The sequence below is a fragment of the Kocuria nitroreducens genome (assembly GCF_042879195.1).
GTDB lineage: Bacteria > Actinomycetota > Actinomycetes > Actinomycetales > Micrococcaceae > Kocuria > Kocuria nitroreducens.
Genome location: NZ_JBHZTC010000013.1, coordinates 20,109 through 41,480, shown reverse-complemented (window position 1 = coordinate 41,480; position 21,372 = coordinate 20,109). Strand labels below are relative to the sequence as shown.

The following is a 21,372-nucleotide window of genomic DNA, read 5'->3' as shown; positions in this document are numbered from 1 at the left end:
CTCCCGCGCCCGGACCGCCCGGACCGGGCACGACGAGACAGGACCGTGATGACCACCCACCAGCAGGACACCCCGCCGTCCGCGCCGGCCCCGGGCGCGCCCGACGCCCCGCCCGCCGGGACGGACACCGTTCCTCTCGCCGGCACCGACGAGCTCCCGGTCTCCGACGCCGCCCGCAGCCACGGGGACCGGGACCGGATCGACGACCCCGTGCCCGCGGCCCGGCAGGTGCTGGAGGGCCGGCACGGGCCCGAGCGCTTCCTGGACCGGGAGGCCAGCTGGGTCGCGTTCAACTCCCGGGTCCTGGAGCTCGCGGAGGACCCGGACCTCTTCCTCCTGGAGCGGGTGCACTTCCTGTCCATCGTGGCCTCCAACCTGGACGAGTTCTTCATGGTCCGGGTGGCGGGACTCAAGCGGCGCATCGCCACGGGCATCGCCCGGCCGGCGGCCTCCGGGCACTCCCCGGCGGAGCAGATGGCCACCATCGCCGCGCGAGCCCACGAGCTCCAGGAGCGGCACGCGCGGGCCTTCCACGACCTGGTGCGGCCCGAGCTGACCCGGCAGAACATCCACCTGGTCGGGTGGCAGGACCTCGACGCCTCCACCAGGGACGGGCTCACCCGGGACTTCCACCGGCAGGTGTTCCCCATCCTCACGCCGCTGGCCGTGGACCCGGCCCACCCGTTCCCCTACATCTCCGGGCTGAGCCTCAACCTGGCCGTGATGGTCCGCAACCCGCAGTCGGGCAAGCGGCTGTTCGCCCGCGTGAAGGTCCCGGACCAGCTGCCCCGGCTGCTGCCCGTGGACGGGCCCCGGGCGTCCCGCCTGCCGAACGGCCAGGCCCGGTTCATCCCGCTCGAGGACGTCATCGCCCAGCACCTGGACGACCTCTTCCCCGGGATGGAGGTCGAGGAGCACCAGGTGTTCCGCGTGACCCGCAACGAGGACCTGGAGGTCGAGGAGGACGACGCCGAGAACCTCCTGCAGGCCCTCGAGAAGGAGCTGCTGCGCCGACGCTTCGGTCCTGCGGTGCGCCTGGAGGTCACGGACAGCATGAGCACCGAGGTGCTCGAGCTGCTCGTCTCCGAGCTGGGCATCGACGAGTCCGAGATCTACCGGCTGCCCGCGCCGCTGGACCTGCGCGGGCTGGGGGTCATCGCCGACATCGACCGCCCCGAGCTGCACTACTCCCGCCACGTGGCCCACACCTCCCGCTACCTCAACGCCGCGGAGACCGCCAAGGCAGCGGACGTCTTCGCCGCGACCCGGGCCCGGGACGTACTGCTGCACCACCCCTACGACTCGTTCGCCACGAGCGTCCAGGCCTTCCTGGAGCAGGCCGCCGCAGATCCCAGGGTCCAGGCCATCAAGCAGACCCTGTACCGGACCTCGGGCGACTCCCCCATCGTGGACGCGCTCATCGACGCCGCCGAGGCCGGCAAGCAGGTGCTGGCGCTCGTGGAGATCAAGGCCCGCTTCGACGAGCAGGCCAACATCTCCTGGGCCCGCAAGCTCGAGCAGGCCGGGGTGCACGTGGTCTACGGCATCGTGGGGCTGAAGACCCACTGCAAGCTCTCCCTCGTGGTCCGCCAGGAGGAGCACGGGCTGCGCCGCTACGTGCACATCGGCACCGGCAACTACCACCCCTCCACCGCGCGCTTCTACGAGGACCTGGGGCTGCTCACGTGCGATCCGGAGGTCGGGGAGGACGTCTCCCGGCTGTTCAACCAGCTCTCCGGCTACGCCCCGAAGACCACCTTCCAGCGCCTGCTCGTGGCGCCCCGCTCCGTGCGCTCCGGGCTCATCGACCTCGTCGAGGCCGAGATCCGCCACCACCGGGAGGGCCGCCCGGCCCGGATCCAGGTCAAGTGCAACTCGATCGTGGACGAGGCCGTGATCGACGCCCTCTACCGGGCCTCGCAGGCTGGGGTGCCCGTCGACGTGGTGGTCCGCGGGATCTGCGCCCTGCGCCCCGGGGTGCCGGGACTGAGCGAGACCATCCGGGTCCGCTCGGTGCTGGGCCGGTTCCTGGAGCACTCCCGGGTCTTCGCGTTCTGCAACGCCGGCGAGCCCCTGGTCTACATCGGCTCGGCGGACATGATGCACCGCAACCTGGACCGCCGGGTGGAGACCCTGGTGCGGATCACGGCCCCCCACCAGGCGGAGGCGCTCGTGCGGCTGCTGGCCCGCTACGTCTCCGACGCCACGGCCAGCTGGCACCTGGACGCCGAGGGCGCGTGGACCCGCCACCACCGGGACGCCGAGGGGCAACCGCTCGTGGACATCCAGGACCACCTGTTGCGCAACCGGGCCCTCGGCCGGCCCGCGATCTAGTCGGCGGTAGCATCGTGGGGGTGCCACCCGACGGTCCGGACCGCGGGCCCCGGCACGCCCGTGCACCACGGACAGGGGACGAAAGAGGGGCCATGCCCAGGACCGCAGAGAAGACCGCCGAGCAGAGCACGGACCACAGCGCCGGCCGGGCGGGGGCGAAGATCGGCACGAAGAGCGCCGGGAGCAGGCGGCCCGCCGACGTGCTCGCGGCCGGGTGCCTGTGCTGGCGCCGGACGGGCAGCGGCCTCGAGGTCCTGCTCATCCACCGCCCGCGCTACGACGACTGGTCCTTCCCCAAGGGCAAGCAGGACGACGGCGAGACGCTGCCCGAGACGGCTCACCGGGAGGTGAGCGAGGAGATCGGACTGCTCCCGCGCCTGGGGGTGCCCCTGCCCATGATCCGCTACGACGTCAAGGACGGCATCAAGGACGTGCACTACTGGGCCGCGGAGTTCGGTCCCGGCGCACGGCCCGAGCCCGACGGCCGGGAGGTGGACGCCGTCCGCTGGGTCGAGCCCGACGAGGCGCACCGGATGCTGACCAACCCCTCCGACCGGGAGCCGCTGACGGCCCTCGTGGACCTGCACGAGCACGGGGACCTCGCCACCCGCCCGGCGATCGTCGTGCGCCACGCCAAGGCGAAGCCGCGCTCGGCCTGGTCCCGGGCCGAGGGCGACCGGCCGCTGGCCGCGACGGGCAAGCGCCAGGCCCTCGCCGTGACCCGCCTGCTCCGGTCGTGGTCCCCCGAGCGGGTGCTCACCTCCCCCTGGCTGCGCTGCCTGTCCACCGTGGTGCCGTACGCGCGGAAGGCGGGCGTGCCCGTGCGGGAACGCCCGCAGCTCACGGAGGCCTCGCACAAGCGCCACCCCAAGAAGGCGGCCGCCGTGGTCGAGACCATGTTCGACAAGGACACGCCCGTGGCGCTGTGCACGCACCGTCCGGTGCTGCCCACCGTCCTCAAGGTCATCGCCCGGCACGCCGGCCCTGAGCTCGCCGCCCTGCTCCCGACCAAGGACCCGTACCTGTCCCCCGGCGAGATGATCGTCCTGCAGGTCTCCCGCCGGCACCGCCGGCGGGTCGTCTCCGTGGAGCTTGTGAAACCCTTCGACGACTGACCTCCGCCCCCGCGCCGGACGACCCGCCACGGACCGCCCCGGCACGGACGAGCCGGCACGGGCCACCAGCCACGATCCTCCCAGCCACGATCCTTCCCGAGGAGCCCCGCATGACCTCCCCCGACCCCGTGCCCGCCCCGGTGCCGACGCCCTACGAGGACCTCCTGCGGGAGGTCCTCGAGCGGGGCGTGCACAAGTCCGACCGCACTGGCACCGGAACCCGCAGCGTCTTCGGGCGCCAGATCCGATTCGACCTGGCGGAGTCCTTCCCGCTGCTGACCACCAAGCGGGTGCACTTCAGGTCGCTGGCCCTCGAGCTGCTGTGGTTCCTGCGCGGGGGCTCGAACGTGCGGTGGCTGCAGGAGCGCGGCGTGTCCATCTGGGACGAGTGGGCGGACCAGGACGGGGAGCTCGGACCGGTCTACGGCGTGCAGTGGAGGTCCTGGCCGACCGCCGACGGCGGGTCGATCGACCAGATCGCCAAGGTCGTGGCGCAGATCCGCACGAACCCCGATTCGCGGCGCCACGTGGTGACCGCGTGGAACCCCGCCGAGGTGGACGAGATGGCCCTGCCGCCGTGCCACGCGCTGTTCCAGTTCTACGTCGAGCCCCGGGAGGACGGGCCGGGCCGGCTGTCCTGCCAGCTCTACCAGCGCTCCGCCGACATGTTCCTGGGCGTCCCCTTCAACATCGCCTCGTACGCGCTGCTCACCGTCATGATCGCCCAGCAGACCGACCTCGAGCCCGGGGAGTTCGTCTGGACCGGCGGGGACTGCCACGTCTACGACAACCACGTGGCGCAGGTCCGCGAACAGCTCTCCCGGGACCCCTACCCCTATCCCCGGCTTCAGCTCGCCCGGCGACCCGCCACCGTCTTCGACTACGAGTTGGCGGACTTCGAGGTCCTCGACTACCGCCACCACCCGGCGATCAAGGCACCGGTGGCCGTATGACCGCCGCGCCCGGCCGGGCACGCCCGGCCGGCCCCACCGGGACGGTCGGGGCGATCTGGGCGCAGACCGCCGACGGGGTCATCGGCCGCGCCGGGGCGATGCCCTGGTCGCTGTCCGAGGACATGGCCTTCTTCCGGCGCACGACGACCGGCCACCCGGTGATCATGGGCCGGCGCACCTGGGAGTCCTTCCCGGAGCGCTTCCGGCCCCTGCCCGGACGGACCAACATCGTCATCACCTCCTCTCCCGAGCGGGTGGACCGGGGCGCGGCCCCCGGTGCGGTGCTGACCGCGTCCTCCTACGCGGAGGCCGTGCGCCTGGCCCGGACGAGTCCCGGCGCGGAGCGCATCTGGGTGATCGGCGGCGGCGAGGTCTACCGGCAGGCGCTCGAGGACGCCGAGCACCCCGTGACGGAGGCGCTCGTGACGATCATCGACCTCGACGCCGACGGGGACACGCACGCCCCGGAGCTCGACGACACGTGGGCCACCGAGCCGGTCGTGGGGCCGTCGGTGTCCCGCACCGGCCTCGGCTACCGGATCGACCGGCGCACGCGCGACCGGGGCGGACCCGGCGCCCGGGTGGACGGTTCCGGTAGCCCCACCGCTCCGGTAGCGTGAGCTGCACCACGACCAGGAGGACCACCGTGACCGCTTTGCCACCCGACCCCACGATCCGGGACGACGAGCAGCTGCACCTCGTGAAGAACACGGACCTCGACCGCTACGAGCTGTGGCGGGAGAAGCAGTTCATCGGCTTCGAGGGCTTCCAGGACCACGAGGACGGCACGGTCGAGCTCCAGCACACCATCATCGGCGAGCAGTTCGGCCGGCAGGGCTATGCGCGGACCCTCGTCACGCTCCTGCTGGACGGCTTCCGGGAGCAGGGCGTGGCGGTGCGTCCCACATGCCCCTACGTCCAGGACTTCCTCCACCGCTTCCCGCAGTACCAGGACGTCGTGGCCCCGGGCTTCGAGCTCCCAACGGCGCAGAAGGTGAAGGAGAAGCGGCGGCGCTGGGCCCTCCGCCGCGCCCCGTAGACTGGGGGCCATGACTTTTCGCTCGGGAGATTCGGTAGGGTTCGTCGGCTGGCGGGGCATGGTGGGTTCCGTGCTCATGCAGCGCATGCAGGAGGAGGGGGACTTCGAGGGGATCACCCCGGTGTTCTTCTCCACCTCCAGCGCCGGCCGCCCCGCCCCGTCGTTCGCCGGGGACGCCGGCACGCTGCAGGACGCCTACGACCTCGGCACCCTGGCGAAGCTGCCGATCGTCGTCACCGCCCAGGGCGGGGACTACACCAAGGACGTACACGGGAAGCTGCGCGCCGCCGGCTGGGACGGTCTGTGGATCGACGCCGCCTCGACCCTGCGGATGAACGACGACGCGATCATCGTCCTCGACCCCGTCAACCGCGACGTCATCGACCGCGGTCTCGGGAACGGCGTGAAGGACTTCGTGGGCGGCAACTGCACGGTCTCCTGCCTGCTCGTGGGGCTCGGCGGACTGTTCCGCAACGACCTCGTGGAGTGGGCCACGTCGATGACCTACCAGGCCGCCTCGGGCGGCGGGGCGCGGCACATGCGCGAGGTCCTGGCGCAGTTCGGCGACCTCCACGGCGTCGTCGCGGACGAGCTGGCCGATCCCGCCTCCGCGATCCTGGACATCGACCGCAAGGTCCTCGCCGCCCAGCGCGGCGACACCCTGGACACCTCCATGTTCGGCGCGCCCCTGTCCGGCTCCCTCATCCCCTGGATCGACGCCGACCTCGGCAACGGGCAGTCCCGCGAGGAGTGGAAGTCCGCGGCCGAGACGAACAAGATCCTGGGCCGCACCGACCGGTACGCCCAGGACTGGGTGCCCATGGACGGGCTGTGCGTGCGGATCGCCACGATGCGCTCGCACTCCCAGGCCCTCACGATCAAGCTGCGGGAGGACCTGCCCGTGGACGAGATCGAGCGGATCGTCGACGCCGACAACGAGTGGGCCACCGTGGTGCCCAACACAAAGGAGGACTCGATGCGGGACCTCACCCCCGTGGCGACCTCCGGCACCCTGGACATCCCCGTGGGCCGGATCCGCAAGCTCGCCATGGGCCCGGGCTACATCAGCGCCTTCACCATCGGCGACCAGCTGCTGTGGGGCGCGGCCGAGCCGCTGCGCCGCATGCTGCGCATCGCCACCGGCACCCTGTAGCCGGTGGCGGACACCTCGATCCCGCCGGGGCTGTCGCTCGACGCGGGTGACGCCCGTCCGCCCTCCGAGCAGCTCAGGCACCGGGTGCAGCAGGGCCGCACGGACGGCACCCTGCCCGCGGGCACCCGGCTCCCGCCGGTGCGCCGGCTCGCCGAGGCGCTCGGCCTCGCGGCCGGGACCGTGGCCAAGGCCTACCGCGAGCTCGAGGCCGCCGGCGTCATCGAGACCCGGGGCCGCCAGGGGAGCTTCGTGCGCGCCGCGGACCGGACCGAGGAGCTGGCCGTGCAGGCGGCCCGCCGCTACGCGGCCGAGATCGCGCACCTCGGGCTCTCGGCCGAGCGGGCCCTGGAGCTGGTGGAGGCGCAGCTGGGCCGCTGAGCCCGGGGACGGGGCCCCGCCTCAGATCCCCGGGGTCCGCAGGTGCCGGGGGCCGGGCACGAGATTGCCGGGGCCCGCGAGCGCCCGGCGGTGGCGCCCGTCCGCGGTCCGGGCCAGCCACCAGCGCCATCCGCGCAGGACGAGGCGCTTGGCCCGCTGGTTCAGGCGGTGCGCCCAGTGGAACTCGGTGCCCAGGACGCCGAGCCCCAGGAAGATCGCGAGCCACCCCGGACCGGGGAGCACGAGCATCGCGATCCCCAGCAGCACGAGGGTCACCCCGGCGATCGTGACGACCGTCTTGTAGACGATGCGCAACAACGGATGGTGCCCGGTCCAGCGCCGGAAGCGCTGGAGGCCGCGGCGCACGCGGCCCTCGGAGTTCTGCCCCTGGGCGATCTCCTCCTCGAGGCTGCTCACGGCCGCCGCCTCAGACCGCCGTGCCCACGATGACGGGCTCGGCGACGAGGTCCACCCCGTAGACGGACGCGACGCCGTCGCGCACCGCCCGGGCCAGCGCCATGAGGTCCTGGGCGGAGGCACCGCCCCGGTTGGTCAGGGCCAGCGTGTGCTTGGTCGACAGCGAGGCGCGGCCCCCGGCGACCGCGGCGCCGTCGAGGTCCAGGAGCTCGTTGCGGGTCCCCGGCAGGCCGAAGCCCTTGCCGAAGCCGGCGTGGTCGATGAGCCACGCGGCCGAGAGCTTGATCCGGTCCTCGAGCGGGCGCCCCGCCGCGTCCACCACGGGGAAGCGGGGGGCGTCGGCGGGCAGCCGCTCCCCCAGCGCGTCCGCCGGGAGGATGGGGTTCGTGAAGAACGATCCGGTGCTGTAGGTGTCGCGGTCCTCCGGGTCGAGGACCATGCCCTTGCCCGCCCGCAGGGCCAGGACGGTCTCCCGCACCCGCCCCAGCGGGGCGCGCTCCCCCACCTGGACGCCGAGCCGGCGGGCGAGCTCGCCGTAGCGCACCGGGGCGCTCCCGGTGCCGCGCTCGAGCCGGAACCGCACCGCGAGCACCACGTGGCGCGGGGAGCCGGCCACCGTGCTGCGCTTGAGGGCCGAGTCCCGGTAGGAGAACGCCAGGTCGGCCGGGGCGAACTCCCGCACGCGCCGCTCCTGGCGGTCCCAGACCCGCACCAGCTCGACGGTCTGGGCCACCTCCTGGCCGTAGGCCCCCACGTTCTGCACCGGGGTGGCGCCCGTGGTGCCGGGGATCCCGGACAGGGCCTCGATGCCGGCCAGCCCCTCGGTCACGGCCTGAGCCACGAGCTCGTCCCACGAGTGTCCGGCCTGGACCTCCAGGAGGGCGCCGGCGGGATCGTCGGCGAGGACCTCGACGCCGCGCGACAGGACGTGCACCACGGTGCCCGCGAACCCGGCGTCGGCCGCGATGAGGTTGGAGCCGCCCCCGACCACGAGCACGTCCCGCCCGGCGGCATCGGCCGCCGCGACGGCGTCGACGACCGCCTGCTCGGACTCCGCCCGCACGTAGTGGCGGGCAGGTCCGCCCACGGCGGCGGTCGTGAGGTCTGCGATGCGAGGGGACGTCATGGCGACCAGTTTATCGGGCGGCCCGCGGCGCCCCGGCCGGGACTCACGTCAGCCGCACCACGGCCTGGGCCTTGACCAGGACCTTCAGCGGGGCGGCGGTCGCCGGGTCGGCGCCGGCCGCGGAGAGGTCCGGGGCGGTCACGGTGAGGTCGACGCGCACGGTGCGGGCGTCGTCGTCGAGGGCGCCGATCTTCCCGGAGACCGTCAGCGCGGTGGAGGCCTCCACCGCGGTGCCGAACCGGTTGGGGACGACCACCGGCTTGGTGAAGCGGGTCTGGTAGTCGACGACGGCGCCCGGGTCGCCGGCCCAGTCGGTCACGAGCTGGACGGCGGCGCCCATCGTGAGCATGCCGTGGGCGATGACGTCGGGCAGGTCCACGGAGCGGGCGAACTCCTCGTTCCAGTGGATGGGGTTGAGGTCCCCGGAGGCGCCCGCGTACCGGACCAGGTCCGCGCGGGAGAGCTCGATGCGGCGCTCGCCGATGTCCTGGCCCTTCTCGAGGCTGTCGAAGGCGATGCTCACGGTCACTGGTCCTCTCCTCGCACCAGCAGGGACGACACCGCGGTGGCGACGTGCTCGCCGTCCGCGGCGCGGATCTCGGCGCGGGACGTCACCATCGCGCCGGAGCCCATGGCCCGGACCTGGTCCACGTGCAGCTCGGCCACGAGCTCGTCTCCGGCGACGATCGGGCGGTGGTGGGTGAAGCGCTGGTCGGCGTGGACCACGCGCGAGAAGTCGATGCCGGCCTCGGGGTCTGCGATCAGCGCGGCGTCGGCGCGCTGGGCGACCACGATCGCGAAGGTGGGGGGCGCCACGAGGTCGCGGTGGCCGAGGGACCGGGCCGCCTCGACGTCGTAATGGGCGGGGTGGGCGGCCTGGACGGCGCGGGCGAAGTCGCGGATCGCCTCGCGTCCGACACTGTAGGGCTCAGCCGGCGGGTAGGTCCGCCCGACGAGATCGGGGTTCACGGGCATGGCAGCTCCTCGCTGGACGGGGCCGCGCGCAGGCGGCGGGAACCCGCCCAGTCTACGGTGGCGCTCCCACCCGGCACGTGGCCGCAACCCGGTGCACGTACACTCCTGTCCCATGGATCTCATGGACCTGGCCCGGATCGTCGTCGGACTGGTGCTCCTGGTGGCAGGCGGGGAGCTCCTGGTGCGGGGGGCGTCCGCGCTCGCCCGGCGCGTCGGGATCTCCTCCCTGGTGGTCGGGCTCACCGTGGTCTCGGCGGCCACGTCCGCGCCGGAGCTGGCCGTCGCCGTCGGCGCCGTCCTGCGCGACGAACCGGGCCTGGCCGTGGGCAACGTGGTCGGCAGCAACATCGTCAACGTCCTGCTCATCCTCGGGCTCTCCGCCCTCGTCATCCCCCTTGCTGTGAAGCAGCGGCTGGTACGGTTCGACCTGCCCTGGATGGTCGTCCTGTCGGTCGGACTGCTGGTCGTCTCCCTCGACGGGCGGCTCAGCGCGGTGGACGGGTTGATCCTCCTCTCCGCCGTGGTGGTGCACACGGTGCTGACGGTGGTCATCAGCCGGCGCGAGGCCAGGACCCCGGCTCGTGCTGCGGGGTCCGCCGGGAGTTCGTCCGTCCCGGACGCCGCAGAAGAGGACGAGGAGACGGTTCCCGCGTCGATCGGCAGATCGCTCCTGCTCGTGGTGCTGGGGATCGCTCTGCTGGTCGCCGGCGCCACTCAGCTCGTCGAAGGCGCGGTGAACATCGCCACCACCCTGGGGGTGAGCAGTCTGGTGGTCGGCCTGACCGTGGTGGCCGTCGGCACCTCGCTGCCCGAGCTGGCGACCTCCGTCATCGCGGTGCGCCGCGGTGAGCGCGATCTGGCGGTGGGCAACGTGGTGGGCAGCAACATCTTCAACATCGGGCTGGTGCTCGGACTTCCCTCGCTCATCTCCTCGGAGGGCATCCCGGTGTCCGGTGCTGCGGTGGCCTTCGACATCCCGGTGATGCTGGCCGCCGCCGTCGCCCTGCTGCCCATCGCGTTCACCGGGTTCGCGGTGGCCCGCTGGGAGGGCGCTCTCTTCGTGGGCCTGTACCTGGCCTACACCGGCTACGTGGTCCTGGCCGCCACCGCCCACGATGCGCTGGAGGGTTTCACCGCAGCCATGGTCTGGTTCGTGCTGCCGCTGCTCGCGATGACCCTGGTCGCCTTCACGGCCTACGAGATCGGGCTGCACCGAGGGCGCCGAGATCCCGCGCGCTCACCGTGACGTGCCCGTCCGCCAGGACCCTGCCGGCCGCGTCGGGACGGACGCCGGCACGGGGGCTGCCGGGGGACGACGAAAGCCCGTGACCGGAGGGTCACGGGCTTTTCGCCGTAGCGGTGGACGGGCTCGATCCGTCGACCTCACGATTATGAGTCGTGCGCTCTAACCAGCTGAGCTACACCGCCAGAGGGATGGGACACCGCGGCTGATGGCCTTGACGACCGGGCCACAGGATCTCATCACGAGAGCCCCGACCGGGAATCGATCCCGGGACCTCCATCTTACCAAGATGGCGCTCTACCACTGAGCTATCGGGGCAACGACGAAGACTCTACCAGCACGTTTCGGCAGAACCAAAATCGTCGGACACCCCCGCCCGGTGCCTCCGGAGCCGTCCCGTCGGGCCTGGTCGGGCGGTATTTTCGGGGCCGACGGCGCCGTACCCGACCTCCGGCGCCCGGCTGTCCGGAGCGGGGGCAGGCGTCGCGGGCCCCGGTGCTCAGTCGTCCCAGTCGTCGTCCAGATCATCGTCCCCGTCGTCGTCCAGATCGTCGTCCCGGTCGTCGTCGAGCGGGGCCGGCTGCACGGGCAGCGGGACCTGGGCCGGCGGCTCGGGGGCGGGCACGGCCGGCGGGACAGGGACGGGTGCGGGTGGGGCCTTCTGCTCCACCGGCGGGACGGCTGCTCCGGAGCTCCCCGCGTCGCCGGGGCCCGCCGCCGGGACGTCCTCCCCGGTGTCCGCGGGATCGGTGGGCGACGGCGACGGGGTCCCGGCGCGCCGGACGGTGCCGGGCGACGGGCCCGGCGTGGGAGTGCCGCTCACGGAGACGCCGCCGCGCACGACCTCCACGCGGTCCGTGCCGCTCGCCGCGTTCCACAGCAGGAGCGCCAGACCTGCGACGACCAGGAGGGAGACTGCCGACCAGAGGATTCTCATGCCTGCCAGTGTTCCGGAGCCGGTTGAGGGAGGCATGAGAACATGAGAGCCCTCTCAGGAACGCAGCCCGTCGAGCAGGCCCTGGGCCACGCCGCGCCACTGCGGGCGGAACGCGTAGACGCAGGCGAGCCGCAGCCGGGTCGCCTCCCCGTGGACGGCGAGGCGCGCGGGATCGGCGCCCAGCGCCCGGGCCACCACGGTGACGGCCTCCTCTCCTGCGGCCCGCAGGGCGGGATCGAGCAGCCCCTGCACCATCCGCAGCTCCAGGTGCACGGAGAGGTTCGCGAGGTCGAGCTCAGGCTCGCCGAGGGCCGCGGTGTCGAAGTCCAGCAGCCCCAGCCGTGCGCCGTCGAAGAGCAGCTGCTTGTCGTGCAGGTCCCGGTGCAGCACCACCCGCGTCCGCCGGTCGGCGGGCCGGGCCGAGAGCTCCTCCCCGATCCGCCGCGCCAGCGCGGCGGCCTCCCCCGGCGGGGCGTCGAGCAGGCCGGGGAACGCGTCGAGGTGGCCGGCCCAGCGGGCCAGCGTGCGGGCCTCGTCCTCGGCGGTGTGCGCGGGCAGCAGCTCCGCGCCCGGCGCCACCGTGGCCAGGACCGGCCAGCACCGTGCCCACTCCTCCCACGCGGCACGGTACGCGTCCGCCCGTCCAGCGGCACCCAGCTCGTGCAGGCTCCGGCCGGGCAGCACGGAGAACTCGACGCGGTCCTCGGCCCGGGCCAGGACCGCGGGAACGGCGAAGCCCGCCGCCGTGCCGAGTCCGTGCAGCCGGTCGGACAGCTCGGCGACCTGCACGGCGCGGCCGCGGGCGAGGAACTTGACGAAGCGGTCCGGGGTCCCGACCACGGCCCGGCGGCGGTGCCGGTGCACCACCACCCGGCCGCCCGCCGCGGCCGCGGCAGCGAGCCCCGGGAGGCGGGGGTCCTCGCCGTGGGGCAGGGCGCGGACGGTCCACGGCCGTTCCGCGCCGGGGAACGCCTCGCCCGCGCGGACGCGTCCGTTCTCGTCCTCGAGCTCGAGGACGAGCCGGGCGGAGTCCGCGGGCCAGGCGCGGCGCACCCGCAGCGGGCGCCCGTCTGCGTCGGGCACGGTCTCCGGCACGGCGCCCAGGGCGCGCACGGGATCGGCGCAGACGCTCACCGGACCGGTGCGGTCGGCGTCCCCCGGCACGGACGGCACGGTCACCGGTGCCCGCCCCGCCTGCGCCACCAGCCGCTCCGCGAGCGCGAGCCGCCGGTCCGTGCGCTCCCGCCAGTCGGCGGCGGTCGATCGGAACGGCTCCATGCTCCGGGCCAGGACGTGGAACGCGGCCCAGGCCAGGATGTCGGGCCGCGGCGGGAGCGTCGCCCCGGCCTCGTATCCGCGCAGCAGGGCGCCGGTCAGGGGCAGTCCGTCCGGTCCTGTGGGGGTCCCGGCGCCCGCCCCGAGCAGCTCGACGGCGAGGAACCCGCCGAGGTCGTCGGCCGCCGCGCCGGTGCGCACCCGGTCGAGGTCGGCGAGCCGGAGCTCCGGCGGGTCCGGGCGCCCCGAGCGGCGCACGAGCACCTGGTCCGCGGAGAAGTCCCCGTGGAGGAGCCGCGCCGGGGCCCCGGTGCGGCCCGCGAGGGCCTCGGCGACGGCCCGGCCCGCCCGGGCGCAGCGGGCGGCCGACCGCGGGTCGAGGGCCGACAGGTCGGCGGCCACGGAGCGCAGCTTCCGGTCCGCGTCGAGGGGGGCGCCGACCCGTGCGGAGCCGAGGAGGGACGGGCCGCGCACGTGCAGCTCCGCCAGGGCGGTGCCCGCGGCGGCGGCGGCCTCGTGCACGAGTGCGCTGTGGCCGGCTCCGCCTGGGACGACGGCGTGGGCCGCGAGGTCCCCGTCGCCGAACCACGGGTAGTGCAGCACGTGCGGTGACACCGGGAGGCCGGGGACGGGCACCGGGGTGAGCACCGGGAGCCCGGCGGCGGCGAGCCGGGTCAACAGCAGCGGGTCCGCCGGGGAGGGGCCGGCGGTGAGCTTCGTGACCGGGCCGGCACCGTGGTCGTCGGCGTCCGTGAGGACCGCGCGGCGGCGGGGGTTGTAGCGCAGCAGCCGGGCAGGGTCCCCCGGCCGTCCGAGTCCCTGGGCCCGGTCCGGTCCCAGCACGGCGAGCGCGCGCCGCAGCTCGGGGTCCGTGCCGATGGTTCCCACGGCCAGGCGCTGACCGGTCCGTCCCGGCACGTCGGCGACGAGCACGGGCGCGGCGCGGCCGTTCCGCGGGGCGCGCCCGGCGCGGGCCAGGACCTTCTCGAGCTTGTCCCGCCCGCCCCCGTCGGGGGCGTAGGCCGCGACCCAGTGCACCGATCCCGTCGACTCGACGTCCACGCGGGCCACCACCGAGACGCCCGGCTTGTAGCGCAGGTGGCCCGTCCGGAGCGGACCGCCCAGCTCGTGGCCGAAGAGTTCGGTGAGCCGGCCGGGGTCGAGGACCGTGGCGAGCGCGGGCAGGCTCTCCCAGGAGTCCGGCAGGAGGGACCTCATGAGCGGACCTCCCGGCGGTCCTGCGCCCGCTGCTGCTCGACCCACGCCGCGAACACGCCGTCCGGCCGGGCGAGCAGCTCCTCGGGGGCGCCGTCGAGCAGGATGCGCCCGTCCTGGATCCACAGCACGCGGTCGGAGGCGAGCGCCAGGGCGGCGTCGTGGGTCACCGCCAGGGACGTGCGGCCGCGGACCAGGCGGCCGACGGCGTCCAGCACGTCCCGGGTGGACCGGGGGTCCAGTCCGGTGGTGGCCTCGTCGAGCAGCACGACCGGTGCGTCCCGCAGCAGGGCGCGCGCGATGGCCAGTCGCTGGCGCTGCCCGCCCGAGACCGTCGAGCCGCGCTCCCCCACCGGGGTGTCGTAGCCCTGCGGGAACGCCGTCACGAACTCGTGGGCCTGGGCGGCGGATGCGGTGGCCTCGACCTCTGCGTCGGTGGCGCCCGGGCGGCCGAGCCGGATGTTCTCCCGCACGGTGCCGTGGAACAGGACGGAGTCCTGCAGCAGCAGGGCGGTGCTGCCGCGCACGGTGCCGAGGCCGAGCGCCCGCAGGTCGTGGCCGTCGAGGGTCACGGAGCCGGCGACCGGGTCCATCATCCGCACCAGCAGGGAGACGAGGGTCGACTTCCCGGAGCCGGACGGTCCGACGACGGCGACGTGCTGGCCCGCCGGGACCACGAGGTCGATGTCGCGCAGCACGGTGCGCCCGCCGTCTCCCGGGTCACCGTACGCGGCGTCCACGTGGTGGAAGGCGATCTCCCCGCGCACGCCCGGGAGGACCAGGGCGTCCGGGGCCTCCCGCACGTCCACGGGCTCGTCCACGAGGTCGGCCACGCGCTCTCCGGAGGCCGCGGCGCGGGCGATGCGCCCGGTGTACTTGGCCATGTCCCGCAGGGGCTTCATGCACGTCCTGAGGTAGGTCGTGAACAGGACCAGGTCGCCCAGGCTCATGGCGCCCTGGAGCACCCGCATGCCGCCGCCGAAGATCACGGCCGCGGTGGCCACGCCCACGATCACGTCCGTGGCCCGTTCGAGCGCGGCGGCCAGACGGCGGGACTGCACCCCCTGGGTGAGGGCTTGCCGGTTGGAGCGGCCGAAGGACTCGGCCATGTGCTCCTCCAGCCCGTAGGCCTGGACCGTGCGGATCGCGCCGAGGGACTCGTGGGCGGTGTTCGCCAGGGCGCCCTCCCCCTGCCGGGTCCGGCGCGAGGCCTCGGTGATCCGCCCGGAGGACCCGCGTCCCACCAGCAGGAAGGCCACGATCGCCACGACCACCACGAGGGCCAGGAGCCAGTCGAGGAACAGCATCACCGTGCACATGACCACGAGGGTGATGACGTTGGCCAGCAGGGGCAGGCCCGCGGTGACGGCCACCTCCTGGAGCCTGCCGATGTCCGAGACGAGGCGCTGGACCGTGTCCCCCGCCCGGGAGACCGAGTGGTAGCGGTCCGAGAGGGCCTGGACGTGGGCGAACACCCGTTCGCGCAGCGCGGTGGAGACCCGGGAGCCGACGAGGGCGAACGCGACCGTGGCGAGGTAGTTGGCGAGCGCGCGGAAGCCCACCACCGCGATCGTGGCCAGGCCGGCGGCCAGGAGCAGCTGCCACGAGGCCTCCGGGATCCACGGGTCGACGTTGTCCGCGCCGAGGGAGAGGGAGACCGCGTCGACGACGATCTTCAGCGGCCAGGGCTCGAGCACGCGGAAGGCCACCTCGGCCAGCAGCACCACGACGCCGCCCGCGGCGAGCAGCCGGTACTCGCGCAGGTGCGGGGCCAGCAGCCCGACGGTGCGCCGGAGGGCCCGGCGGTCGAGCCGTTTGCCCCCGCTCACCGCGGCGCTCCCGCCGGCGCCGGGCGCGGCGCTGCGCCGGCACCCGACGACGTGCCGGCGACGTCCGTGCCGGGAACGTCCGTGCCGGGAACGTCCGTGCCGGCGAGGATGCCGCCGAGCACCGCGGTCCAGGAGCGCCGGGCGACCGCGGCGCGGCGGCCGGCGCGGCCCATGGCCCGCCGCCGGTCCGGATCGGCCACCAGCGCGTCGACGGCCCCGGCCAGCGCGGAGGGCTGCGAGGGCTCCACGAGCAGCCCGGTGACCCCGTCCTCGACGGCTGCTGGGACCTGGCCCACGCGGGACGAGACGACCGGCAGGGCCGCGGCGGCGTACTCGTGGATCTTCAGCGGCGAGAAGTACTGGTCCGCCGCGTCCTGCGTGGCGGGATAGGGCGCGACGGCCACGGCGCAGTCGGCCAGGAGCCCGGGGACCTCGGCGGGAGCCACCGCGCCCGTGAACTCGGCCTCGACGCCCAGCCCGGCGGCCAGCTGCTCGAGGAACGTCCGCTGGGGGCCGTCCCCCACCACGCGCAGACGCCACTGGGTGGCGGCCGCCGAGCGGGCGCGGAGCAGGTGCTCCACGCCGTGCCAGGGCTTGAGCGTGCCGATGAACACGACGACCGGCGGCACGGGGTCCGGTCCCCGGGTGGCCGAGTCGCGGCACGGAAGGATGCGCTCCACGTTCACGCCGTTGGGCGCGACCAGGACCCGGTCGGCGGTTCCGCCGGCCGCGGCCACGGTCCGCTCCACCCAGCGGGCGACCGGCTCGGAGACGCAGGCCGTGCGCTCGGCGGCGGCGACCTGCACGGCGAGCGCGGCGCGGGCGGCCGCCTCGTCCACGAGGTCGCGGTGGGTCCGCTGCTCGTCGATGAGGGGCGCGTTCACCTCGAGGACGCCCGGCACGCCGAGCGCGCCGGTGATCCCGGCCAGGGAGGTCGAGAACAGGGAGTGCCGCTCGTGGACCGCGTCGGCGCCGTCGGCGACGACCCGCTCCGTGATCCGGCGGGCGGCGTCCGCCTGGGCCCGCTCCCGGGCGGCGACGCGGGCGGCGCGCCCGGGGGCGGTCCCTGCGGGGGCCGCCGGGACCGGGACGTGGACGACCGGGACATCGGCGAGGTCGGCGGGGACGTCGTCCCCGACGCGGGTGGCGTAGAGGCGGACCTCGGCGCCGCGTGCGCGCCAGGCGCGCAGGATCTCCTGCACGTGGACGGAGGCGCCCTTGGTGCCGAACACGGGGACGCCCGGGTCGGCGCAGACGTAGGCGAGGCGCATCAGCGGTCGGCTCCTTCGGTGACCGGGACGGGGCCCGGGGTGAGGTGCGGGGTGAGGGACGGGACGGGGCCCGGGGCGGGGACGCTCTCCGGGTCCGGACCGGGGTGCTGGGCAGGATCCGGCGGGGCGGAACCCGGCGGGGGCAGCAGCGCCCGCAAGGTGGCGGCCTGGCGGGTGGAGTCGTGGTCCCGGGCGACGAGCGACCGGGCGGCGCGGGCGGTGCCCACCCGGTCGAAGGCGGGGTCGGCGACCGCGGCGAGCGCCCCGAGGAGGGCTTCGTCGTCGTCGGCGGGCACGAGGATCCCGGTGCGGGGGGTCGCGTTGCGGACCACTTCGGGGATGCCGGTGACGTCGCTCGCGATCACGGGCACGCCCATGGCCATCGCTTCGAGCAGCACGGTGGGCAGGCCGTCGGCGTTGCCGTCCGCGCCCACCGTGCACGGGACCGCGAAGACGTCCGCGGCGCGCACCAGCTGCCCGATCTCGGCCTGGGTGCGGGGCCCGATCAGCTCGACGACGTCCTCGGCACCGAGCTCGGCGATCAGGGCGCGCAGCGGCCGGTCCAGCTCGCCGCCGCCGGCGACGGTGACGGACAGCCGTCCGCCGTCGTCCCGGTACCGTGCGGCCGCCCGCACGAGGCGGTCGAAGCCCTTCTTCTCCACGAGCCGTCCCACGGCCACGACCCGCAGGGTCTCCCCCACGGGCGCGGGGTCCCGGTAGGGGAAGCGGGCGAGCTCGAGGCCGTTGCGCACCAGCCGCAGCCGGTGCGCGTACGCGGGGAGCGCGGAGGCCAGGTGCCGCCGGTTGTACTCGGAGATCGCCACCACGTGGTCCGCCCGCTCGAGCGTGCGGCGCAGCCTGGCGGGGTCCACCGACTCGTGGAAGATGTCCTTCGCGTGGGTCGTCACGGAGAACGGCACCCCCGTGAGCCGGGACGCGACCTCGGCGACGTGCGCGGCGAGGGTCGCGAAGTGCGCGTGCAGGTGGGTGATGCCCTGCTCCACGACCCGGGTGGCCAGCGCCACGCCCTGGTGGACCTCCGACGCCTCCGTGCCGGCCAGCTCCGGCAGCAGCGCGGTGAAGCGGGGGCCGAACCCGGGGACCACCTCCGCCGCACGGGCCAGGACGGCCCAGCCGGCGGAGGCCCGCTCGGGACGCTCCACGTGCTGGACCGGCGCCTGGACGCGGGACAGCTCGGGGTGGAATCGCGGGTCGGTGCTGTGCCGGAGGGCGAAGATGGTGAGGTCTTCGCCCTGGGCCTCCCGGGCCAGGGCCTCGGTGACGACGAACGTCTCCGAGAAGCGGGGGTAGACCTTCAGCACGTAGCCGATGCGGTGTCCGTTCACCGGAGGCCGCCCGCGCGGGCCGGGACGGGGGCCGGGACCGGTGGCGGGTCCGCGGGCAGGAGCCGCGCGGCGAGGACGGGCACGGTGTGCAGCCCGTCGAGCGCGAGGTGCCGGCGCAGCCGCACGGTGCCGACCACGCGGTGCAGCCAGCCGCTGAGCGCGGCGCTGGTGAGGGCGTCGGCGGTTAGCACGTCCACCGCTCCGTGCGCCCGGAGGGCGCGGGCCCGGATCAGCTGCTCCTGCCGGGGCCGGTCGCGGGGCACCAGGAGCGCAGGGGTGTTCGTGGTGAGGATCTCGGCGACCGAGTTGTAGCCGCCCATGGACACCACCGCGCTCGCGTCGACCACCTCCGCGAGCGCGTCGGGCACGGAGGGCAGGACGAGGGTGCCCGGCACGGCGGCAGCGCGCACCTGCTCGGCGTGCTCCACCGGCATCTGCGGGCCCGTGATCACCACGTGACGGTGGCCGTGGGGCACCCGGGCGCGCGCGGCCGCGAGGGTCAGCCGGTGGCCGTCGGAGCCGCCGCCGGCCATGGTCAGGACGTAGGGGCGGTCCACTCCGCTCGTGCGCCGCCCTGCGGCCCGGCCGGTCGCGAGGTAGCCGGTGTGGCGGACGCGGTCGACGAGCTCGGCGGGGATCTCGCCGGAGGCCACCGGGTCGTGCACCGCCCGGTCGCCGTAGACCCAGATCTGGTCGTAGACGTCCCGCACGGAGTCCAGGTCACCGAGCGCCGCCCACTCCCGGGCTGCGGCCGCGGGCCCGTCGAGGACCTCGCGCAGGCCGAGGACCACGACCGTGCCGGGGCGCTGGGCACGCAGCCTCCGCAGCGGCTGCAGCAGCTCCCGGTCCACCCCCCAGGCGTGGCGGTCGACGACGACGAGGTGCGGGCGGAAGCCCGTGAGGGCGGCGTCCACCATCCCGGAGCGCAGGGCGGTCAGGTGGGTCATGCCCACGGCGAGGTTGCGGGGCGCGTAGCCGCCCGCGCCCTTGCGGATCCCGGGCAGCACCACCCAGTCGAAGCCCTCGGGACGCCCGTAGGAGGTGGCGGCGTCGATGCCGGTCAGCAGCATGCCCGTCACCGGGCGCCCGGTCAGCGCCGGCAGGTGCTGGGCGAGGGACCGGGCGAGTGCAAGGTTCCGGCGGGTGTGGCCCAGGCCCTGGGAGTCGTGCGAGTACAGCACCACCCGCAGCTCGTCGTCGCTCATCGTGTCCTCCTCGGGGGATGGCGCCGGTGGGTCCGGCGCCGTGGCAGCTGCCGCCCACTGTGGCCGAGGGACATGATGAGAACATGAGCCGTCGATGAAAAGGTTCTCATCTGCAGGGGCCGGCCGGGTCCGGGCACGCTCCCGGGGTCCGCGCCGCGAGTTCCCGCCATCACCTCGGCTCCAGGGGCGGCGCGGGACCCGCTACCCCACCGGTCGGTGCCGATCTGTCAGGAGGGCGGGACCGCTCAGGATTCCGGAACCCACCCGGGGCGGCCGAACACCGTGTCCACTCCCGGTGAGAACAGCACCGACTCCGGCGGACCCTCCACGTCCAGGCCGGCCGCGCCCAGCAGCCCGTCGTCGAGGTGCACCAGCTCCGCCGGGTGCAACGGCCAGGGCCGGTGCGAGACGGGCAGGAAGAAGGTCCGGCCGGCGAACCGGGTGTGCGCCCCGAAACGAGCGGTGAGCTCCAACGACAGCTCGTCATCGGCCTGCACGGACCGGTCCGGGCGGACGGCGAAGGAAGAGCCTGCCTGCCGGCGGCAGCGTTGGACGTCGTATCCGCAGATCGGTGCCGACCCGTCCGTGCCGGTGGACCGGCACCGCGACCAGACATAGGGGATGCTCAGCGCGCGCGCAGCCAGGACCACGGGCAGCCGGGGGGCATCCAGTGACAGGAACACCACGCCCCGCGTCCCGTCCGCCCCACGGGAGTACAGGCGCACGTTGACCTCGACGAAGGTACCCACGTACGGCACCGGCAGGACCCGGCCCAGGCGGACCCCGCTCATGCGAAAACCGATCAGCCCCACCCAGGTGGATCCACCGAACACGTCGGGCACCGTCCCCGGCGGCATGAACCCGGCGGCAACGCCGGCGGGCAGACGCCAGTGCAGGATCACCGCCTCCGACCAGGTCTGCTCCATCAGCCAGGGGCGGGCCACCACCGGCCCGGCCGGCCACGGATCGGTCCCACCGGATCGACGCACGTGCATGGCGTCAACCTAGCAACGGTCGAGGTCCCTCCTCCAGACCCGACCTGTGCTCAGGACATGAGCTGGAGACGCAGATCATGCAGATCCCTGGTCGACCAGGCGCGGCAGGAGTACCGTGAGGAGAGGTCAAGTAGACGGCCATGAGACAGATCGCCTGCGACGAAGGATGCTCTCATGGACCACAAGCTTTCCGTGCTCGTCCAGATCGATCTGAACGGGACCTATGTGCGCTTGACCGTGACCGGGTGCCTCACGGAGGCCAACCAGCACGTCCTGTATCCGCTGATCCGCCGGGCACGGACGCTGATCACCCCGGTGGCCGTCAGCGTGGACCTCACCGCCGCCGGGCACGTGGAGCCGACCGCGGTCGATCTGTTGCGCTGGGCGTTCGACCACGACGAAACCCGGGACGGATCGAGCCCGGTGGAACTGCTCGTCCCCCACGGCCTGCCCGGGCACCGGTCCGCGCCGGACCGGACCGACCGCCGTCTGGAGGCCCCGGAACCGTGGGCGGCATGAGACGGACCGCCGCGCCCACCGCAGGCGGGCGCTCCGGGACGAGCGCG

20 protein-coding genes and 2 tRNA genes are annotated in these 21,372 nt (G+C 74.5%); 9 read left to right on the top strand and 13 right to left on the bottom strand.

Annotation, left to right across the window (positions count from 1 at the left end):
* The first annotated feature begins 48 nt into the window (after positions 1-48).
* The 7 genes from ACFYE1_RS10435 to ACFYE1_RS10405 all read left to right on the top strand — a co-directional run bounded on the left by ACFYE1_RS10435 (position 49) and on the right by ACFYE1_RS10405 (position 6,972).
* Positions 49-2,334 carry an RNA degradosome polyphosphate kinase gene (locus ACFYE1_RS10435; protein WP_387742506.1) on the top strand — a complete coding sequence of 762 codons (2,286 nt, stop codon included), beginning with the start codon at positions 49-51 and terminating at the stop codon, positions 2,332-2,334.
* A gap of 92 nt (positions 2,335-2,426) precedes the next feature.
* Positions 2,427-3,449, top strand: a complete 1,023-nt coding sequence (locus ACFYE1_RS10430; RefSeq protein WP_387742504.1) for an NUDIX hydrolase — start codon at positions 2,427-2,429, stop codon at positions 3,447-3,449.
* Between the two features lie 110 nt (positions 3,450-3,559).
* Positions 3,560-4,402: a thymidylate synthase gene (locus ACFYE1_RS10425; protein ID WP_387742502.1), complete on the top strand. Its 843-nt coding sequence runs from the start codon at positions 3,560-3,562 to the stop codon at positions 4,400-4,402.
* On the top strand, positions 4,399-5,022 hold the full coding sequence (locus tag ACFYE1_RS10420) for a dihydrofolate reductase (protein WP_387742500.1): 624 nt from the start codon (positions 4,399-4,401) through the stop codon (positions 5,020-5,022). The genes ACFYE1_RS10425 and ACFYE1_RS10420 overlap by 4 nt, the downstream gene beginning before the upstream one ends.
* 26 nt (positions 5,023-5,048) lie before the next feature.
* On the top strand, positions 5,049-5,441 hold the full coding sequence (locus ACFYE1_RS10415; RefSeq protein ID WP_387742498.1) for a GNAT family N-acetyltransferase: 393 nt from the start codon (positions 5,049-5,051) through the stop codon (positions 5,439-5,441).
* A gap of 10 nt (positions 5,442-5,451) precedes the next feature.
* Positions 5,452-6,594 carry an aspartate-semialdehyde dehydrogenase gene (asd, locus tag ACFYE1_RS10410; protein ID WP_387742496.1) on the top strand — a complete coding sequence of 381 codons (1,143 nt, stop codon included), beginning with the start codon at positions 5,452-5,454 and terminating at the stop codon, positions 6,592-6,594.
* Positions 6,595-6,597: 3 nt separating this feature from the next.
* Entirely contained in the window at positions 6,598-6,972 is a 375-nt protein-coding gene (locus ACFYE1_RS10405; RefSeq protein ID WP_387742494.1) for a GntR family transcriptional regulator, read from the top strand.
* A gap of 21 nt (positions 6,973-6,993) precedes the next feature.
* Here ACFYE1_RS10405 and ACFYE1_RS10400 read toward each other — a convergent pair whose 3' ends face one another.
* The 4 genes from ACFYE1_RS10400 to ACFYE1_RS10385 are packed head-to-tail and all read right to left on the bottom strand — an operon-like array spanning position 6,994 to position 9,490.
* The gene (locus ACFYE1_RS10400) at positions 6,994-7,389 is read right to left on the bottom strand and encodes a PGPGW domain-containing protein (protein WP_387742492.1); all 396 of its coding nucleotides are present in this window, start codon (positions 7,387-7,389) and stop codon (positions 6,994-6,996) included.
* A gap of 10 nt (positions 7,390-7,399) precedes the next feature.
* Positions 7,400-8,515, bottom strand: coding sequence for a UDP-N-acetylmuramate dehydrogenase (locus ACFYE1_RS10395; protein WP_387742490.1), 1,116 nt, complete (start codon positions 8,513-8,515; stop codon positions 7,400-7,402).
* A gap of 43 nt (positions 8,516-8,558) precedes the next feature.
* Positions 8,559-9,038 carry a MaoC family dehydratase gene (locus ACFYE1_RS10390; RefSeq protein WP_387742623.1) on the bottom strand — a complete coding sequence of 160 codons (480 nt, stop codon included), beginning with the start codon at positions 9,036-9,038 and terminating at the stop codon, positions 8,559-8,561.
* A 2-nt stretch (positions 9,039-9,040) separates the two neighbouring features.
* On the bottom strand, positions 9,041-9,490 hold the full coding sequence (locus ACFYE1_RS10385; RefSeq protein ID WP_387742488.1) for an FAS1-like dehydratase domain-containing protein: 450 nt from the start codon (positions 9,488-9,490) through the stop codon (positions 9,041-9,043).
* 112 nt (positions 9,491-9,602) lie between these two features.
* Here ACFYE1_RS10385 and ACFYE1_RS10380 point away from each other — a divergent pair, with 112 nt between their 5' ends.
* Positions 9,603-10,736 carry a calcium/sodium antiporter gene (locus ACFYE1_RS10380; protein WP_387742486.1) on the top strand — a complete coding sequence of 378 codons (1,134 nt, stop codon included), beginning with the start codon at positions 9,603-9,605 and terminating at the stop codon, positions 10,734-10,736.
* Between the two features lie 108 nt (positions 10,737-10,844).
* Here ACFYE1_RS10380 and ACFYE1_RS10375 read toward each other — a convergent pair.
* The 9 genes from ACFYE1_RS10375 to ACFYE1_RS10335 form a co-directional block, all read right to left on the bottom strand.
* Positions 10,845-10,918, bottom strand: a tRNA-Met gene (locus ACFYE1_RS10375).
* A 61-nt stretch (positions 10,919-10,979) separates the two neighbouring features.
* A tRNA-Thr gene (locus ACFYE1_RS10370) sits at positions 10,980-11,051 on the bottom strand.
* Between the two features lie 181 nt (positions 11,052-11,232).
* Positions 11,233-11,670, bottom strand: a complete 438-nt coding sequence (locus ACFYE1_RS10365; protein WP_387742484.1) for a hypothetical protein — start codon at positions 11,668-11,670, stop codon at positions 11,233-11,235.
* A 54-nt stretch (positions 11,671-11,724) separates the two neighbouring features.
* Positions 11,725-14,163 carry a phosphotransferase gene (locus tag ACFYE1_RS10360; RefSeq protein ID WP_387742482.1) on the bottom strand — a complete coding sequence of 813 codons (2,439 nt, stop codon included), beginning with the start codon at positions 14,161-14,163 and terminating at the stop codon, positions 11,725-11,727.
* Positions 14,160-15,989 (bottom strand): ABC transporter ATP-binding protein, encoded by a 1,830-nt coding sequence (locus ACFYE1_RS10355; protein WP_387742480.1) that lies wholly within the window; start codon positions 15,987-15,989, stop codon positions 14,160-14,162. The genes ACFYE1_RS10360 and ACFYE1_RS10355 overlap by 4 nt, the downstream gene beginning before the upstream one ends.
* Positions 15,986-17,260, bottom strand: a complete 1,275-nt coding sequence (locus tag ACFYE1_RS10350) for a glycosyltransferase family 4 protein (RefSeq protein ID WP_387742478.1) — start codon at positions 17,258-17,260, stop codon at positions 15,986-15,988. The genes ACFYE1_RS10355 and ACFYE1_RS10350 overlap by 4 nt, the downstream gene beginning before the upstream one ends.
* Entirely contained in the window at positions 17,260-18,606 is a 1,347-nt protein-coding gene (locus ACFYE1_RS10345) for a glycosyltransferase (RefSeq protein ID WP_387742476.1), read from the bottom strand. Before ACFYE1_RS10345 ends, ACFYE1_RS10350 begins: the two co-directional genes overlap by 1 nt.
* Positions 18,603-19,811, bottom strand: coding sequence for a glycosyltransferase family protein (locus ACFYE1_RS10340; protein ID WP_387742474.1), 1,209 nt, complete (start codon positions 19,809-19,811; stop codon positions 18,603-18,605). The genes ACFYE1_RS10345 and ACFYE1_RS10340 overlap by 4 nt, the downstream gene beginning before the upstream one ends.
* A 245-nt stretch (positions 19,812-20,056) precedes the next feature.
* Complete coding sequence (locus ACFYE1_RS10335) at positions 20,057-20,806, bottom strand: YqjF family protein (protein ID WP_387742472.1); 750 nt, start codon at positions 20,804-20,806, stop codon at positions 20,057-20,059.
* Between the two features lie 174 nt (positions 20,807-20,980).
* On the opposite strand from ACFYE1_RS10335, the gene ACFYE1_RS10330 reads away from it, so the two are divergent.
* Positions 20,981-21,325 carry a hypothetical protein gene (locus ACFYE1_RS10330; RefSeq protein WP_387742471.1) on the top strand — a complete coding sequence of 115 codons (345 nt, stop codon included), beginning with the start codon at positions 20,981-20,983 and terminating at the stop codon, positions 21,323-21,325.
* Positions 21,326-21,372: the final 47 nt, after the last annotated feature.

Bases quoted from the DNA above. Each gene is read 5' to 3' on its own strand.
- ACFYE1_RS10435 (WP_387742506.1), top strand. From the start codon at position 49: ATGACCACCCACCAGCAGGACACCCCGCCGTCCGCGCCGGCCCCGGGC.
- ACFYE1_RS10430 (WP_387742504.1), top strand. From the start codon at position 2,427: ATGCCCAGGACCGCAGAGAAGACCGCCGAGCAGAGCACGGACCACAGC.
- ACFYE1_RS10425 (WP_387742502.1), top strand. From the start codon at position 3,560: ATGACCTCCCCCGACCCCGTGCCCGCCCCGGTGCCGACGCCCTACGAG.
- ACFYE1_RS10420 (WP_387742500.1), top strand. From the start codon at position 4,399: ATGACCGCCGCGCCCGGCCGGGCACGCCCGGCCGGCCCCACCGGGACG.
- asd (WP_387742496.1), top strand. From the start codon at position 5,452: ATGACTTTTCGCTCGGGAGATTCGGTAGGGTTCGTCGGCTGGCGGGGC.
- ACFYE1_RS10395 (WP_387742490.1), bottom strand. From the start codon at position 8,515: ATGACGTCCCCTCGCATCGCAGACCTCACGACCGCCGCCGTGGGCGGA.
- ACFYE1_RS10385 (WP_387742488.1), bottom strand. From the start codon at position 9,490: ATGCCCGTGAACCCCGATCTCGTCGGGCGGACCTACCCGCCGGCTGAG.
- ACFYE1_RS10380 (WP_387742486.1), top strand. From the start codon at position 9,603: ATGGATCTCATGGACCTGGCCCGGATCGTCGTCGGACTGGTGCTCCTG.
- ACFYE1_RS10365 (WP_387742484.1), bottom strand. From the start codon at position 11,670: ATGAGAATCCTCTGGTCGGCAGTCTCCCTCCTGGTCGTCGCAGGTCTG.
- ACFYE1_RS10360 (WP_387742482.1), bottom strand. From the start codon at position 14,163: ATGAGGTCCCTCCTGCCGGACTCCTGGGAGAGCCTGCCCGCGCTCGCC.
- ACFYE1_RS10350 (WP_387742478.1), bottom strand. From the start codon at position 17,260: ATGCGCCTCGCCTACGTCTGCGCCGACCCGGGCGTCCCCGTGTTCGGC.
- ACFYE1_RS10340 (WP_387742474.1), bottom strand. From the start codon at position 19,811: ATGAGCGACGACGAGCTGCGGGTGGTGCTGTACTCGCACGACTCCCAG.
- ACFYE1_RS10335 (WP_387742472.1), bottom strand. From the start codon at position 20,806: ATGCACGTGCGTCGATCCGGTGGGACCGATCCGTGGCCGGCCGGGCCG.
- ACFYE1_RS10330 (WP_387742471.1), top strand. From the start codon at position 20,981: ATGGACCACAAGCTTTCCGTGCTCGTCCAGATCGATCTGAACGGGACC.